The organism is Pseudomonas sp. E102, assembly GCF_052660185.1.
On record NZ_CP084025.1, the window covers coordinates 4,768,107 to 4,782,826 of the forward strand.

Here is a 14,720-nt window from a genome sequence, read left to right on the forward strand (position 1 = left end):
ACCCAAAATGACTGAGCGCGTAACCCTCAAGACCTCCTTCGGCTGTTCCTCGCAAACCAGCCCTTTGCGCCAAGCCGTCCACGCCGCACTGCTGAGCACCGCGCTGGGCGTCAGCGCCGTGCCGATGCTCGCTGTCGCCGCGCAGGACGGCGTCACGGCCAGCCGTCAGAGCTACAACATCGCGGCAGGCCCGTTGAACGAGGTGCTGAATCAGTTCGCGCGCCAGGCCGGGATTACCCTGGCGAGCACCCCCGAGCAAACCGCTGGCCGCCAGTCGCCAGGGCTCAAAGGTGACTACTCGGCGGACCAGGCCTTGGACCAGTTGCTCAGCGGTTCGGGGCTGATTGCGGTCGGCCAGGAAGGCAGCGGCTACGTATTGCAGGCCCAGGCCGGGGACAGTGTACTGGCGCTGCCGACCACTGATGTCAAGGGCTTCGCCCTGGGTAACGCCTTGGGCAGCATGGCGGGCTACAACGCCACCCACAGCCAAGTCGCGACCAAGACCAGTACCGCCCTGCGAGAGACTTCACAAAGCGTATCGGTGGTGACGCGCGAGCAAATGGACGACCAGGGCGCGCAGACCGTATCCCAGGCGATGCGCTACACCCCCGGCGTGCTGACCAACCCCTACGGTGCGACCCATCGCTACGATTACGTGGCCATGCGCGGCTTCAACGACGGCTCGGTGGATAACATCTACCTCGACGGCCTCAAGTCCATGGGCGACAGCGGCACCTACAGTTCCATGCAGGTCGACCCGTACTTTCTCGAGCGCGTCGACATCCTCAAGGGCCCGTCGTCGGTGCTGTATGGCCGCAGTTCTCCGGGCGGCCTGGTGGCGCTTACCAGCAAAAAGCCGCTTTATGAGGCCTACCATCAGGTCCAGGCCACTGTCGGCACCCAGGGCCAGCGAGGCGTGGGTTTCGACTTCAGCGGGCCGGTGGACGATGAAAAACGCATCGCCTATCGCCTGATCGGCCTGGCGGACACCTCCGATACCCAGTTCGATCACAACAAAGAAAAGCGCTTCACCCTGGCGCCCACCGTCAGCATCGACTTCACCGAGGACACCTCGCTGACCCTGCAAGCCTACCTGCAGCACGAACCCGACGGCGGCTACCATGGCGGCGTACCGGCCGACGGCGCACTGCACCCGCGCAACGGTCGGCGGATCTCGGAAAATTTCTTCGAAGGCGAGCCCGGCGTCGACGTTTACGAACGTGATCAGCAGTCGTTCGGTTATCAATTCGAACACCGTTTCAACGATGTCTTCACCGCCCGGCAAAACTTCCGCTACCTGGACTCCGACGTCACCAACAATCAGGTCTATGCCTTCGGCTGGACCAGCCCCACCAGCAACGAGTTGAACCGTTACTACACCGGCGCCGATGAAAAGCTGCATTCGTTCATCGTCGACAACATGCTGCAGGCCGAATTTTTCACCGGCGCGACCAAGCACACCGTGCTGATGGGCGCGGACTACCAGCGGCGCAAGACCGTGGTCGACTGGACCAGCGGCAGCCTCGCCCCGATCAACGCCTTCGACCCGGTCTACGGAAACTCGGCGATCACCAACGTCAGCGCGACCAGCTACGTGCGACGCCTGGAGCAAACCGGTGTCTATCTGCAAGACCTGATCGAAATGGACAAGTGGCGCTTCTCCCTGGGCCTGCGCCAGGACTGGGTCGAAACTTCGGATGAAAACCGCATCGCCGAAGCTGGTCGCCCTGAAGGCACCGAGATCAATGACAAGCGCACCAAGCTCACCGGCCGCGTCGGAGCGCTGTACCTGTTCGACAACGGCCTGGCCCCGTACATCAGCTACTCGGAGTCGTTCAACCCCAACTCCTACGCCGACAGCGCTGGCAATCCACTGGCGCCCACCGACGGCAAGCAGTGGGAACTGGGCTTGAAGTACCAACCGCCAGGCACCGATGATCTGTACACCGCCTCGCTGTTCCGCATCGATCAGGAAAACCTCGCGACCAAGCTGCCCCAGGAAAATTTCTATCGCGCCGTCGGCGCCGTTCGTTCCCAAGGGCTGGAACTGGAAGCGCACGTACAGTTGACCGAGCAGTTCAAAGTGCTGGGCAGCTACACCTTCACCGACATCGAATATTCGAAGTCGATGGTCAGCACTCTGAGCACCCCGACCAACATCATCGAAAACAAAGGCAACTCACCGACCCAGGCCCCGCGCCACATGGCCTCGGTGTGGGCGGACTACAAGTTCGACAGCGGCACGCTCGATGGCTTGCGACTGGGCGGCGGCGTGCGTTATGTCGGCTACAGTTGGGTCGATGCGGAGAACACCATGAAGGTGCCGTCCTACACGTTGTTCGATGCGTCGGTGGGGTACGACCTGGGCAAGGTCGGCTTGAAGGGCGTGGACGTGCGCCTGAACGCGAACAACCTGACCAACGAAACCTACGTCGCCTCGTGCGCCAGCCTGAACTTCTGCTACATGGGCGAAGAGCGCAACGTGGCGGCTACTGTGAGTTATCAGTTCTGACCATCCTCCCGGCCAGACGCATTTGTCTGGCCTGAAAGATGCCCCTGTGGCGAGGGGATAAATCCCCTCGCCACAACAGTTATCTCTTTGCTCTTAGGCCTGAACGGCCTTCGCCTCTTCCCTCACAACGCCTTCCTCACCCGCAAACCGATTCGCCCGCCCGAACGTGCCGAAATCGTTGAACCGCACGCCCATCTCCCGCATCACTTCATGAGCCACCGGCACCGTCATCTGCCGGATGTAGAACGGCTCCTTCACCACGAAATGATGAATGCCATGGCTGCTGCCGAAGTTGAAGCAGAACGCCTGCAACGGCCACAGCCACCAGGGGTTCAACACTTGGGTCTGCTGGATGACATTGCCCGGCTCGATGTCGCCGTAGTAATGCATGTTCGAACTGATGAAGTGCAGGCAAAAGGTGCGCAGCACATTCGGGCCGATGATCACCACGGCGGCGATGTCGATGATGTGCATCGTCGCCAGGGTATTGGCCGACCAGTCGATGGAAGCGCCCAGTAGTCCGGCCACAGCGTTGGCCCCATGAAAACCAAGGAACACGTACCAGGCGCCCCAATGCAGCAGTGCCAGTGGGAAGTACACCTTCAGCGTACGCTTGAGGATGCTGCGCTTGTGCGCCCAGGTCTTGGCTCGCAGGAGGCGGATTAACGCCGACATCACGTTGTCACCCACCATCAGCAAACGCGCCAATCCCCACGGCTCACCGTTGGTAATCGCCCGCTCTTCCAGGTCCGCTTCGCTGCCGGATACTTTGTGGTGGTTGAGGTGCAGATGACGGCGGATCCATGGGTTGATGGTGCTGGGCCGCGCCAGCCACACCAGACCCATCATCACGTTATGGGGAACGCGTTGCTTGCGGAAGTACATGCTGTGGATCAGGTCATGTTCCAACTCGTGGGTCAGCGAGGCGAAAAACGCGTTGAGCAGCAGGCAGGCCCAACCGGCCAGGTGACCGTTGATGTAGAGCAGCGCCGAGCCGATCATCCCGGCCAGGGCGAACGCCAGGATGCCTGCGCCCAGCGCGTCCTGGTGCTGCAGGATCGGGTAGCGCCGACGCAATTCCTCACCTCGGCCCAGGACAACCTGGCGAATGTGGGCGGCTCGCTGTCGTGCATTCAATCGCTCGGGGCTTGCGCAAGTGCCGTGCATGGCTTACATCCTCTGTTAACGATGTGCTCATCCTGCCGGGCGTTGTCCCATCGGGTGGTAGCCGTAAACGCCAACCTGTTGACCGCAAGCGCCAATTGTCATGACCGAACCCACTTCCCTCGCCAGCTGGACCCGCGCCCTGCGCAAACAGCTCGATGCACTGGGCCTGGACAGCCAAGCCCTGTGCGTGAAGGCGGGCCTGGACCCCGTGTTGATGGACGACCCGAACGCCCGCTACCCGCTCTCGGCCACCACGCGCCTGTGGACGCTGGCGGTGCAGGCCAGCGGCGATCCGGCGATCGGCTTGCGGGTGTCGCGCTTCGTCAGCCCCACCACGTTCCATGCACTGGGCTACGCCCTGGTAGCCAGCGGCAGCTTGCGTGAAGTGTTCGAGCGGATCGTGCGGTATCACCCGGTGGTCAGCGATGCGCTGACCTTGCAGCTGAGCCGCGGCGATGACCGTTATCGCTTCAGCCTCGATGTACCGGCGGGACGCCCCGCTCCCGCCTTCGAGGCCATCGACGCGTTTGCCGCGATCTACGTGCGCACCTGCCGCAACCGGCTGGGTCGCGACTACGCACCGCTGGCCGTCTACCTGCGCCGCCCGGAACCGCTGGACCCGAGCCCATGGCACAAGGTTTTTCGCGCACCGGTGCATTTCGACGCCGGCCAGGATTGCCTGGAATTCAACCTCCTGGATTTCGACAGCCACCTGGACGACGCGAACCCGGAGCTGGCCGAACACAACGAAACCGTGCTCAAGCGCACCCTCGCCCAGCTTCAGCCGCTGACTTGGGAACGCAAGGTCCGCGCCGCCATCGAAGCCCAGTTGCCCGAAGGCGAACCCAGCGCCGAACGCATCGCCCAAACCATGCATCTGAGCCTGCGCAGCCTGCAGCGACACCTGGCCGACGAAGGCTGCCGCTTCGATGCGCTGCTCAATGAATGCCGGGAGAATCTGGCGCTGCTGCATCTGCGCGATCCGCAGTGCTCGCTGAGCGAGGTCAGCTATCTGCTGGGTTTCGCCGACACCAGCAGCTTCAGCCGCGCGTTCAAGCGCTGGACAGGCATGACGCCGGGCCAGTTTCGGGATGGGTTGCGCTGAACATTTTCAGCGCCGGGGCGAGCCCTATCGCGAGCAAGCTCGCTCCCACAGGGTCCAGGTCGGTTTCAGATTGTGGTCAGGGCTCGCAACCGTTCGATGTCGAGGATTTCGATCTCACCATAACTGAGGTGAACAATGCCCTGCCCCTGCAAATCCTTGAGGATCTGGTTGGTGGTCTGGCGCGACAGGGAAAGCATCATCGCCAGTTGCTCCTGGGGCAGTGGCAAGACCCGGCGCGCCGGTTCGATTTCGCCGTAGCCTTCGGCGATCATCAGCAAGCGGTGGGCCACGCGGGCCGGGGCGGGCATCAGGCTCAGGTGTTCAAGGTTGATGAAGGTCAGGCGCAGTTTGTGGCTCATCAACAAGGCAAGATGACGCCAATAAACGGGTTGTGTTTCAAGAAAAGCCAACAGCGCAGCCTGTGGCAGATGCAGCAATGTACATTGGCCGACGCCCACCGCATCATGGGTCCGCGGTTGTCCATCGAACAGGCAGATTTCACCGAACCAATGCGGCGCCTCCACCACGCTCAGCAGCGCTTCCTTGCCCTGCTCGCTGACCGCGCCGATACGCACCGCGCCTTCGAGCACCGCGTACAGGCCGCACGGTGCATCGCCGCGCTGGAACAGCCGCTGGCCGGGCGGCAGGCGACGCACTCGCGACATGTCCAGCAGGCTATGCTGTAACTCAGCAGGCAGATGGCTGTACCAGTGACCGACCATCAAATGCGAGTGCCAGGGATGGGTATTCATGCAAACTCCGGGACAAGTGTCGGCTAGCTGACAGAGCGCCTGGTGAAACCTGTTCATCATGCAGGCATCACCTCAGGAGGAACAACAATGAAAAGCCTCGTCGATCACCTCAGTCAATACGCGGCCTACCACCGCGACCCGCGTAACATCGTCAGTCATTTCATCGGGATTCCGCTGATCTTCATCGCCGTCGCGGTGCTGTTGTCCCGGCCCGGATGGCCGGTTGGCGCGGTCCTGGTTTCCCCGGCGCTGCTGGTGGCGATGGCGAGTGCCTGGTTCTATCTGCGCCTGGAGTTGCGCCTGGGTGTGTTGATGACGGTGCTGCTGGGTCTTGCAGTCTGGCTGGGCCAGGTACTCGCCGCGCAAAGCACAACGGTGTGGCTAGGCAGCGGCCTGGGCATGTTCGTGGTGGGCTGGGTGATTCAGTTCGTCGGTCATTACTACGAAGGGCGCAAACCGGCGTTCGTCGATGACCTGACCGGGTTGATCGTCGGGCCGTTGTTTGTGGTGGTCGAGGCGGGTTTTTTGCTGGGACTCAGAAACGATCTGAAGCAGGCCATTGAGGAGCGCGCAGGTCCGGTGGCCCTGCGCAACCAACGTTCGACGGTGTGAAATACCCGTCACTGTGGGAGCGAGCTCGCTCCCACAGTAGCTAGGTTTCACCGCTCAAGTTACAGCGAACCGAACTCGACCCGAATCGTCAGCGCGCCAACATTGTCGGTCAGGCCGGCGCCATGCTGTCTCGTCAAGTCATCGTTGATGCACAGTTGCAGCTCCCCCTGTTGATTCACGGGTAGCTGCGCCCGATCACCAATCAGAAACGGCGTCCCGCCGTCGCCCACCCGGCCGATCAACGCACCTTCAGCCGCGCCGGGCAACGTATAGCTGGAATAGGTGATGTGCCGCGAGCCACCGTTTCCATCCACCATCCCACCCTCTTTGCTGGCGCACCACTGGCCGCTGACATAGCGAACCACACGCGGAACCTGGGCGTTGAGCTGCACACCGGTGCCCTGCCAGGCCTTGTTGGATTGAACCTGCATCGTCACCGCCCGCAGGTCATTGGCCAACGTATCCCCGGCCTGGAACGACAGCGCGGCGATTGTCAGACTCGGGTTCGAGGTACCGGTACTTGGGAAGACGCCATCGCCCACCAGGAACAGGTTCTTGTGGTCCCAACTGCGCTGGTGTTTATCCACTACCGATTTGGTCTTGTCGTCGCCCATGCGGTAGGTCCCCATCAGGTGACCGGCACCCTGGAAACTGTAGCGCACCCCCTCATAATCGAAGAGTCCAGGTCCAATGGGTTGCGTCAACTCCTGCGCCCCAAGCAAGTCCTTGATGATATGGCTGGCGAGCACCTTCGCCTGTTGGAAACCTTTCTTGGTGTATTCCGACAGGTCGTAATGGATTTCCGGCCGTGGAATGCCGAGCCGATCCTTGTATTCGGCCGAAGGCACGATGTAGCTGTCAGCCTGATCGGGATGATCCTCAACCTGTTCAACCAGGAAACCGATCCGGAACTGGCGGGTAAAAACGTCGTTGAGCTTCTTCACCAGCGCCGTTCCGGACACCAACGTATTACCCGGGTTGGCGCCGCCATTGTTCACCCCATCGATAAAGTCGGCCACGGTGGTGTAGGGATCACCGGCCGGCCAGTTCCAGCCCTCGTTGCCGATCTCGATACGCCAGGCCGCGCGGTCGCTGCGAAAGGCGCCGTCGCGCAGGCTTTCGATGCCTGCCGTCGACAACGGTCCCCGATAAGGAAAGATCGCCTTGCCCTCGGGCATGAGCCCCCAGGCCAGATAAATGGGGTGGTCAGCCAGGCTGCGGCCCACCTGACCGCTGCTGTTGGCCACGCCGGCGGGCCAAGCAGTCGATGCGGAGTTGAGTAGCAGTTTCGGTGTTTCGATTGCATGGGCGGCAATCACATAGCGCTGTCCGAGCGCCACGCCGGTTCCTACGACGGGGCCGTCGCCCAGTTGATATTGCTTGAACTCGATACCGTTGATGTTGCTGTCGGGGCCAACGGTTACTTTGCTGGCCACGGTTCGATAAAGCACGCGAACCTTGCCGGTGGCCAGGGCCTTGTTCATGGTCACAGTGGCGTCGTACTTGGCCTGGATCGGGCAGATCGGCGTGCAATTGGTATTGCCGGCGCAAACCCGGCGACCGGCATAAGGTTGGGAGTTGCGCCCGGCCGGCGTCGGGCTGACCACCAGCGGCAAATTATCGAACGTCTGCCCCGTGACGGCGGTGACAAAGCTGCCATCGACGAGTGACAACGGAATACTGTGCATCGGGAACGCATAGCCTTCGGGAAAGGTCATGCCCAGGTAGGCTTGGTCGGCAACGTCGGCCGACACGCCAATCTCAGCCTCCGCCCGACAGTAGGCGCTTTGCAAATCGTTATAGCCAATAGGCCAGTCCACACCAACGCGATACAGGGATTTCAAGCGAAAATCGTTCGGCACCATGCGCAGGCAAGTGCCGACCCAATGCCAGGTCGTGCCGCCGCCTACTCGTTCATAGGTGCTGGTAAATGGCAGTGGCCCCTTTTGCACCAGATAGCTGACCTTCGGCTGGTTCCAACCCAGGATCAGGTCGGCGATAGTGGCCCGCGGCGCATTCTGGGTGGCAGGATCACGTGCCGGGTCCAGGCTGGTCACCGGCGGATAGGGCGACTCGGGGGTTTTCAACGTCGAGGTGTAGAAGCGCTCCAGATACTGCGAACGGTTGGCCGGAATTTCCGGCCCCGACTCCAGCACCAGCACCTCCACCCCCGCCATACCCAATTGATAGGCAATGATGCTACCGGCCAATCCGGCGCCAACGATCACCACTTCTGCTTGTTCGGTACTCATGACGACGCTCCTTGCTGTCCGTTGGCGGATACTCCCGTCAAATCCTTGAGACTGGGCGGCGTGCCGTTCCAATAACCGAAGAACGATTCGCTGTAGCCCATCGGATGAGCCTGGGCGATTTTCCAGGCCCAGCTGTAGATGTAGGCTTGGTCGGACACCACCTCCGAGCTGCCTTTCCTGAAATCCGAGGTATCGAAAGGCTGGTACCAGACACCTAGCAACCAGAGTTTCATGATCGAACGCGCAGCCAGCACGGTGTCAGGTATCGTCGGCTGCATATTGAATTTCAGTATTTGCTCGGCAATCTGGTCGGGCGGTACATGGTCGGCCGCCAGGGTGGCGTACTGAGTCAGCAACGCGTTGAGCACGTCAGAAGAAATGCGCGCAGTCACGTAATCGAGAAAGATCGGCGGCAGACCGACCGGGTCGATCTGCGGCGCCAGACGATCGGCCGAAATGCCGATCAGGGCCGACGACAGGCCTACGAAATTGTCCAGATTGGTACTCATTGCTTGGCTCCTTGGGCACTGGTGGACTGTGCGCGTTCGAGCAAATAGGTGAAGTCCGCAAAACTGGTGCGCGGCGATTCGGTGACATGGGTCGCCGCATTGCCGTGACACGCCATGCAGCTGGAGGACGCCTGGGGAACGGTGCCCTGGATATAGGTTTCCAGCGTGGCGTTGGCCAGGAACGACGGCGCTGGGCTACCCAGCGGGTTGGCGGCCGATACCTGGCAATCCTTCGGCGGGTCTGAAGGCCACTGGGTGCTGATCAGCTGATAGTTCGCCCAGACACTTTGTGGATTGGCCGTACGCAACAGCGATTGATAGGAGGCGTTGAGCGTCTTGGTCGCCTCGGTCAGTGGCACTTCCCGCACGATTTGCGAAGGCGTCGCCTTGACCGCCGGGTTCCACGGCCGTGGCGGAGGCTGATTGATGGCGCTCTGGCTATCGGCGTTATAGAACAGATAAGGGCCCGTGCGCTGTCCGACGGGCGTGGTTTTTTCAGGAACGTTTTTTACGTGCTCGAAAGTCGACCAGACCCATTGGGCCGCATTGGCGGTTTTGTGGACCATGTGCAACCCCACCAACCCGACCGGCTCGGACACGCACGATTCCTCCACGATCGGCCCTTTACCCGGGTCGCTATTGCCCGGCGTGTAGACCAGGGCATCGACCGTATGGAAATCCTGTCGTTTGTCGCTGGGACCGAGCACTTTCCACGACGCCTTCACCATCACCGCGCCGACCTCCTGGCTCTTGGTAGAACCACAGCTGAATGCCACGGTGTTGTTCGGGTTCGCGGCGAAGAACTGCTGCTGGCCTTCGATGCTGTACAGGCCGTTGTTTACGATCCCGTCGAACATCGATTGGTTGACCACGATTTCATTGCGCGTATACACGCCGTTCTGATCCACCAGCGGACCGCTCTCGAAGGGCTGGATAAATTCATCCAGCACGTCGGGCACCTTGCCCATTTGTTGTAACAGGCGGCCGGACTTGAGTGACTTACACGCTTCAGGCAGGGTCGCCGGCGCATTCCAAGGCAGTGGTGCCTGCCCTTTCGCACGAAAAATCTGGTAGCTCTCTTTCCAACTTTCCCAAACCGTTGCCCCGTCTTGTTTTCCGATGGTGACGCCGGTATTGGGGTTGCCATTGTCCAGGGCCGGCCAATTCAGAGCGATGAAGGTCTGCCATGACAAATCATCGAAATTGGCTTGCAGGCTGGAGAGTGAAACCGGTTCGGTCACCGTGACATCGAAAGGTATCTGGGGAGACAACGTGGGGGCGGCGCTGGCAGAAGGACTCAACAGAACGCTTAACAAGGCACAACCGAAAGGGCCGTGCCGACTGACTTCCATTCTCATGCTTTTTCTCCTTGGCATCAGGGCGCCAGGAGACAACAACACCGGTCCGTCATGGACTCTCACTTGCCTCCTGGCATGTCAGAGTCTAGGTAGGGTTTGGGTCAGGGGAAGGTTAAAAGTAGAACCAATCGAAGCAAGGCCTAGCGGGGTTATTCAGATTCGGATCGGGGCGTAGGCGGGTACGCCATCGCGAGCAGGCTCGCTCCCACACTGGATCTGCGCCATACACAAATCCCTGTGGGAGCGAGCTTGCTCGCGATGTTTTTGATCTTATAGGTTGGAGACTTTCTACCAGACCTTCGGCTTGAAGAACAACGTTTCGCCCTTCGCCAACCCCACCAGGCTGTCGTGGTCCTTCACCACTTCGGCCTCGATCAGCTCGCTCTGGCCTTCCACTTTCAGGGTCACCCGCGTGGTGGCGCCCAGTGGACGAATGTCGCGCACCTCGGCGGCGTGGTGGTCTTCCAGTTCCGAGCGCGACAGCGAGACTTCGTGAGGACGGAACAGCACATGCCGGTCCTCACCCAAGTGCAGGCGGTTCGAATCCCCGAGGAAGTGATACACAAAGTCGCTGGCCGGGTTTTCGTAAACGTCGCCCGGCGAGCCGATCTGCTCGATCACGCCCTTGTTCATCACCACGATCCGATCGGCGACCTCCATGGCTTCTTCCTGGTCGTGGGTGACGAACACCGACGTCAGGTTGATGTCCTCGTGCAGCCGCGCCAGCCAGCGGCGCAGTTCCTTGCGGACCTTGGCGTCGAGGGCGCCAAATGGTTCGTCCAGCAGTAATACCTTAGGCTCCACCGCCAGGGCGCGGGCCAACGCGATACGCTGGCGCTGGCCGCCGGACAGCTGCTCGGGGTAGCGGTCGGCGAGCCAGTCCAGTTGCACCATGTTCAGCAATTCGTGGACCTTGGTCGCGATCTGGCTTTCGCTCGGGCGCTGGCCCTTGGGCTTCATGCGCAGGCCGAACGCGACATTATCGAACACGGTCATGTGGCGGAACAAGGCGTAGTGCTGGAACACGAACCCGACGTTACGATCGCGCACATCGTGGCCGGACACGTCCTCGCCGTGGAAAACAATGTTGCCCTGGTCCGGCGTCTCGAGGCCGGCGATGATCCGCAGCAAGGTGGTCTTGCCGCAACCCGATGGCCCGAGCAGCGCCACCAGCTCACCGCTCTGGATGTCCAGGCTGATGTCGTCCAGGGCCCGGAAGGCGTTGAAATTCTTGCTGACGTTACGGACTTCGATCGACATGACTTATTCCTCCGCGGCGCTGGCGCGCAGGCGGTTGATTCGGTTTTCGCTCCACTGCTTGAGCAGCAGGATGAAGAGCGCCAGGATCAGCAACAGGCTCGCCACGGCGAACGCGGCCACGTGGTTGTATTCGTTGTAGAGGATCTCGACGTGCAGCGGCAGGGTGTTGGTCACCCCCCGAATGTGCCCGGACACCACCGACACCGCGCCGAACTCGCCCATGGCCCGGGCGGTACACAGCACCACGCCATAGATCAGGCCCCACTTGATGTTCGGCACGGTGACATGCCAGAACATCTGCCAGCCATTGGCGCCGAGCAGGCGCGCGGCCTCTTCTTCCTGGGTGCCTTGTTCCTGCATCAGCGGGATCAGCTCACGGGCCACGAACGGCACCGTGACGAAGATCGTCGCCAGGACGATGCCCGGCAGCGCAAACACGATCTGGATGTCGTGATCCGACAGCCACGGCCCGAAAAGCCCCTGGGCGCCGAACATGAGCACGTAGACCAGGCCCGCGATCACTGGCGACACCGAGAACGGCAGGTCGATCAGCGTCACCAGCATGCTCTTGCCGCGGAATGAATATTTACTCACGCACCACGCGGCGCTCACGCCGAACACCAGGTTCAGCGGCACCGAAATCAACACCGCGAACACCGTGAGTTTGAGCGCCGATAAGGCGTCAGGCTCAAAGATTGCCGCGAAGAACGTCCCAAGGCCGGACTTCAAGCCCTGGGACACGACGATGAACAACGGCAGCAGCAGAAACAGCGCAAAGATCAGCCAGCCGAGGCCAATCAGCACGCGCCGCGACGTCGCGCTGCCGCGACGGGCGGCGTTGGTGGAAGCGGCGGAAATAGACGATTGGGACATGGTTCGCGCCTCCTTATGGGGTTTCGATGCGCCGCTGCAGCAGGTTGATCAGCAGCAACAGGACGAAGGAAACCACCAGCATCAGCACGCCGATGGAAGTGGCGCCGGTGTAGTCGTATTGGTCGAGCTTGACCATGATCAGCAGCGGCAGGATCTCGGTTTTCATTGGCATGTTGCCGGCGATGAAAATCACCGAGCCGTACTCGCCCACGCCACGGGCGAAAGCCAGGGCGAACCCGGTCAACCAGGCCGGCAACAGCGCCGGCATCAGGATGTGTCGGAACACCTGCCAGGGTTTCGCCCCTAGGCAAGCAGCGGCCTCTTCGACCTCACGAGGAATGTCGGCCAGCACCGGTTGCACCGTGCGCACTACGAACGGCAGCGTCACGAAGGTCAGCGCCAGGGTAATGCCCAGCGGGGTGTAGGCGATCTTGAAACCCAGGTCGGTGGCGAACTGGCCAACCAGGCCGGTCGGCGCATACAACGCCGTCAGCGCGATACCGGCCACGGCGGTGGGCAGAGCGAAGGGCAGGTCGATCATCGCATCGATGACCTTGCGGCCGGGGAAGGTGTAGCGCACCAGCACCCAAGCCAGCAGCGTGCCGATGACGCCGTTGATGATCGCGGCACACAGCGCGGTGCCGAAGCTGAGCTTCAAGGCAGCCAGCACCCGCGGCGCCGAGATAATCGCCCAGAACTGATCCCAGGTGAGTTGGGCGGCATGCACGAACATCGCCGCCAGGGGTATGAGCACAATCAGACTGAGGTACACCAGGGTGTAGCCCAGCGTCAGCCCGAAGCCGGGTATGACGGGGGATATGCGACGCGACATAAAGGTCCTTGGTTGAGACTCACAGGGTGCGGAGCCTGTGGGAGCGAGCTTGCTCGCGAAAGCGGTGTATCAGGCAACATTGATATTGACTGTACGACCGCCTTCGCGAGCAAGCTCGCTCCCACATGAAATGCGCTCTATTGCAGCTTACTGCGCCTGATAGATCTGGTCGAACACACCGCCATCGTTGAAGAATTTCGGCTGGGCAGTTTTCCAGCCGCCGAAGTCCTTATCGATGGTCACCAGCTCCACCTTCGGGAACTGGCGGGAATACTTGGCGGCCACGTCCTTGTCACGCGGGCGATAGTAGTTCTTCGCGGCAATTTCCTGGCCGGCCGGGCTGTACAGGTGCTTGAGGTACGCCTGGGCGATCTCGGCATTACCTTTTTTCTCGGCATTCTTGTCCACAATCGCCACCGGCGGTTCGGCGAGGATCGACAGCGACGGCACGACGATATCGAACTTGTCGGCGCCACCGTCTTCTTTCAGCGCCAGGAAGGCTTCGTTTTCCCAAGCCAGCAACACATCGCCCTGGCCGTTGTTGACGAACGTGATAGTCGAACCGCGGGCGCCGGTGTCCAGGATCGGCACGTGCTTGAACAGCGCTTGCACATATTCCTTGGCCTTGGCCTCGTCGCCACCGTTGGCTTTCAAGCCATAGGCCCAAGCGGCGAGGAAGTTCCAGCGAGCGCCGCCGGAGGTTTTCGGGTTCGGTGTGATGACCGACACGTCATCCTTGATCAGGTCGCCCCAATCCTTGATGCCCTTGGGGTTGCCCTTGCGCACCAGGAACACGATGGTCGAGGTGTAAGGCGTGCTGGCATCTGGCAGGCGTGTTTGCCAGTCCGCTGGCAGGGATTTGCCCAGCTTGGCGATTTCGTCGATGTCGCCGGCCAGGGCCAGGGTCACCACGTCGGCGCGCAGGCCATCGATCACCGCCCGGCCTTGCTTGCCCGAGCCGCCGTGGGACTGTTGGATCTTCACCGTGTCATCCGGATGCGCTTTCTTCCAGAAACTGGCGAATTCGGCGTTGTACTCTTGATACAACTCGCGGGTCGGGTCGTAGGACACGTTGAGCAGCTCGTAATCCTTGGCAACCGCGGAACCTGCAAAAACAGCGCTGGCCAGGGCGGCCAAGGCATAACGGCGAATCGACGACATGGTGAAAGCTCCTGGAATTCTGGTTTTTATGGCTTCTGGAATCGGATGGCTTGCAGCAAGGATCAGCCGCCTGCGACAGCGCCCACGCCACAGCCCCCCGGTCGGAGCTGCCGCAGGCGGCGATCCTTTAACTCGGTTTCTGACTCGGTTGCTGCAGGCGGAATTTTTCCTTGCGCTCGATCTGGACCACCTGCGCGTTGTGCACCGTGATTTCCACCGCGCCAAAGCGCAGGTCACGCAATGCGCTCTGGATCTCGCGCAAGATGGTTGCTTCGTCCTGGCCGTCAACGCTACGTAGGGATGCGCTCATGCTGCTGCTCCTTGTAT

At 61.3% G+C, this 14,720-nt stretch carries 13 protein-coding genes; 3 read left to right on the plus strand and 10 right to left on the minus strand.

Annotation, left to right across the window (positions count from 1 at the left end; all coding sequences use genetic code 11):
- Positions 1-7: 7 nt before the first annotated feature.
- Positions 8-2,512 (plus strand): TonB-dependent siderophore receptor, encoded by a 2,505-nt coding sequence (locus tag DOCECA_RS21500; RefSeq protein WP_445571051.1) that lies wholly within the window; start codon positions 8-10, stop codon positions 2,510-2,512.
- Positions 2,513-2,605: 93 nt separating this feature from the next.
- Here DOCECA_RS21500 and DOCECA_RS21505 read toward each other — a convergent pair whose 3' ends face one another.
- Positions 2,606-3,679 (minus strand): fatty acid desaturase, encoded by a 1,074-nt coding sequence (locus tag DOCECA_RS21505; protein ID WP_445571052.1) that lies wholly within the window; start codon positions 3,677-3,679, stop codon positions 2,606-2,608.
- Positions 3,680-3,779: 100 nt separating this feature from the next.
- Between DOCECA_RS21505 and DOCECA_RS21510 the strand changes: the two genes are divergently transcribed.
- A complete protein-coding gene (locus DOCECA_RS21510; RefSeq protein WP_434608453.1) occupies positions 3,780-4,784 on the plus strand; it encodes an AraC family transcriptional regulator in 1,005 nt (334 codons plus the stop codon).
- Positions 4,785-4,849: 65 nt separating this feature from the next.
- Here the strand turns inward: DOCECA_RS21510 and DOCECA_RS21515 are convergent, their stop codons facing one another.
- The gene (locus DOCECA_RS21515; RefSeq protein ID WP_445571053.1) at positions 4,850-5,536 is read right to left on the minus strand and encodes a Crp/Fnr family transcriptional regulator; all 687 of its coding nucleotides are present in this window, start codon (positions 5,534-5,536) and stop codon (positions 4,850-4,852) included.
- An 87-nt stretch (positions 5,537-5,623) separates the two neighbouring features.
- On the opposite strand from DOCECA_RS21515, the gene DOCECA_RS21520 reads away from it, so the two are divergent.
- Positions 5,624-6,148 carry an Mpo1 family 2-hydroxy fatty acid dioxygenase gene (locus DOCECA_RS21520; RefSeq protein ID WP_445571054.1) on the plus strand — a complete coding sequence of 175 codons (525 nt, stop codon included), beginning with the start codon at positions 5,624-5,626 and terminating at the stop codon, positions 6,146-6,148.
- Positions 6,149-6,207: 59 nt separating this feature from the next.
- On the opposite strand, the gene DOCECA_RS21525 is transcribed toward DOCECA_RS21520, so the two are convergent.
- The 8 genes from DOCECA_RS21525 to oscA form a co-directional block, all read right to left on the minus strand.
- Positions 6,208-8,400 carry a GMC oxidoreductase gene (locus tag DOCECA_RS21525; protein WP_434561322.1) on the minus strand — a complete coding sequence of 731 codons (2,193 nt, stop codon included), beginning with the start codon at positions 8,398-8,400 and terminating at the stop codon, positions 6,208-6,210.
- Entirely contained in the window at positions 8,397-8,909 is a 513-nt protein-coding gene (locus tag DOCECA_RS21530) for a sorbitol dehydrogenase (protein WP_434649366.1), read from the minus strand. The genes DOCECA_RS21525 and DOCECA_RS21530 overlap by 4 nt, the downstream gene beginning before the upstream one ends.
- Entirely contained in the window at positions 8,906-10,267 is a 1,362-nt protein-coding gene (locus DOCECA_RS21535; RefSeq protein ID WP_445571055.1) for a cytochrome C, read from the minus strand. Before DOCECA_RS21535 ends, DOCECA_RS21530 begins: the two co-directional genes overlap by 4 nt.
- Before the next feature lie 288 nt (positions 10,268-10,555).
- Positions 10,556-11,527 carry a sulfate/molybdate ABC transporter ATP-binding protein gene (locus DOCECA_RS21540; protein ID WP_445571056.1) on the minus strand — a complete coding sequence of 324 codons (972 nt, stop codon included), beginning with the start codon at positions 11,525-11,527 and terminating at the stop codon, positions 10,556-10,558.
- A 3-nt stretch (positions 11,528-11,530) separates the two neighbouring features.
- Complete coding sequence (gene cysW / locus DOCECA_RS21545) at positions 11,531-12,400, minus strand: sulfate ABC transporter permease subunit CysW (RefSeq protein WP_420767760.1); 870 nt, start codon at positions 12,398-12,400, stop codon at positions 11,531-11,533.
- Positions 12,401-12,413: 13 nt separating this feature from the next.
- Positions 12,414-13,232, minus strand: coding sequence for a sulfate ABC transporter permease subunit CysT (gene cysT, locus DOCECA_RS21550; protein ID WP_434608463.1), 819 nt, complete (start codon positions 13,230-13,232; stop codon positions 12,414-12,416).
- 147 nt (positions 13,233-13,379) lie between these two features.
- Entirely contained in the window at positions 13,380-14,393 is a 1,014-nt protein-coding gene (locus DOCECA_RS21555) for a sulfate ABC transporter substrate-binding protein (RefSeq protein ID WP_434608465.1), read from the minus strand.
- Between the two features lie 127 nt (positions 14,394-14,520).
- On the minus strand, positions 14,521-14,703 hold the full coding sequence (gene oscA / locus DOCECA_RS21560) for a sulfur starvation response protein OscA (protein ID WP_030138496.1): 183 nt from the start codon (positions 14,701-14,703) through the stop codon (positions 14,521-14,523).
- Positions 14,704-14,720: the final 17 nt, after the last annotated feature.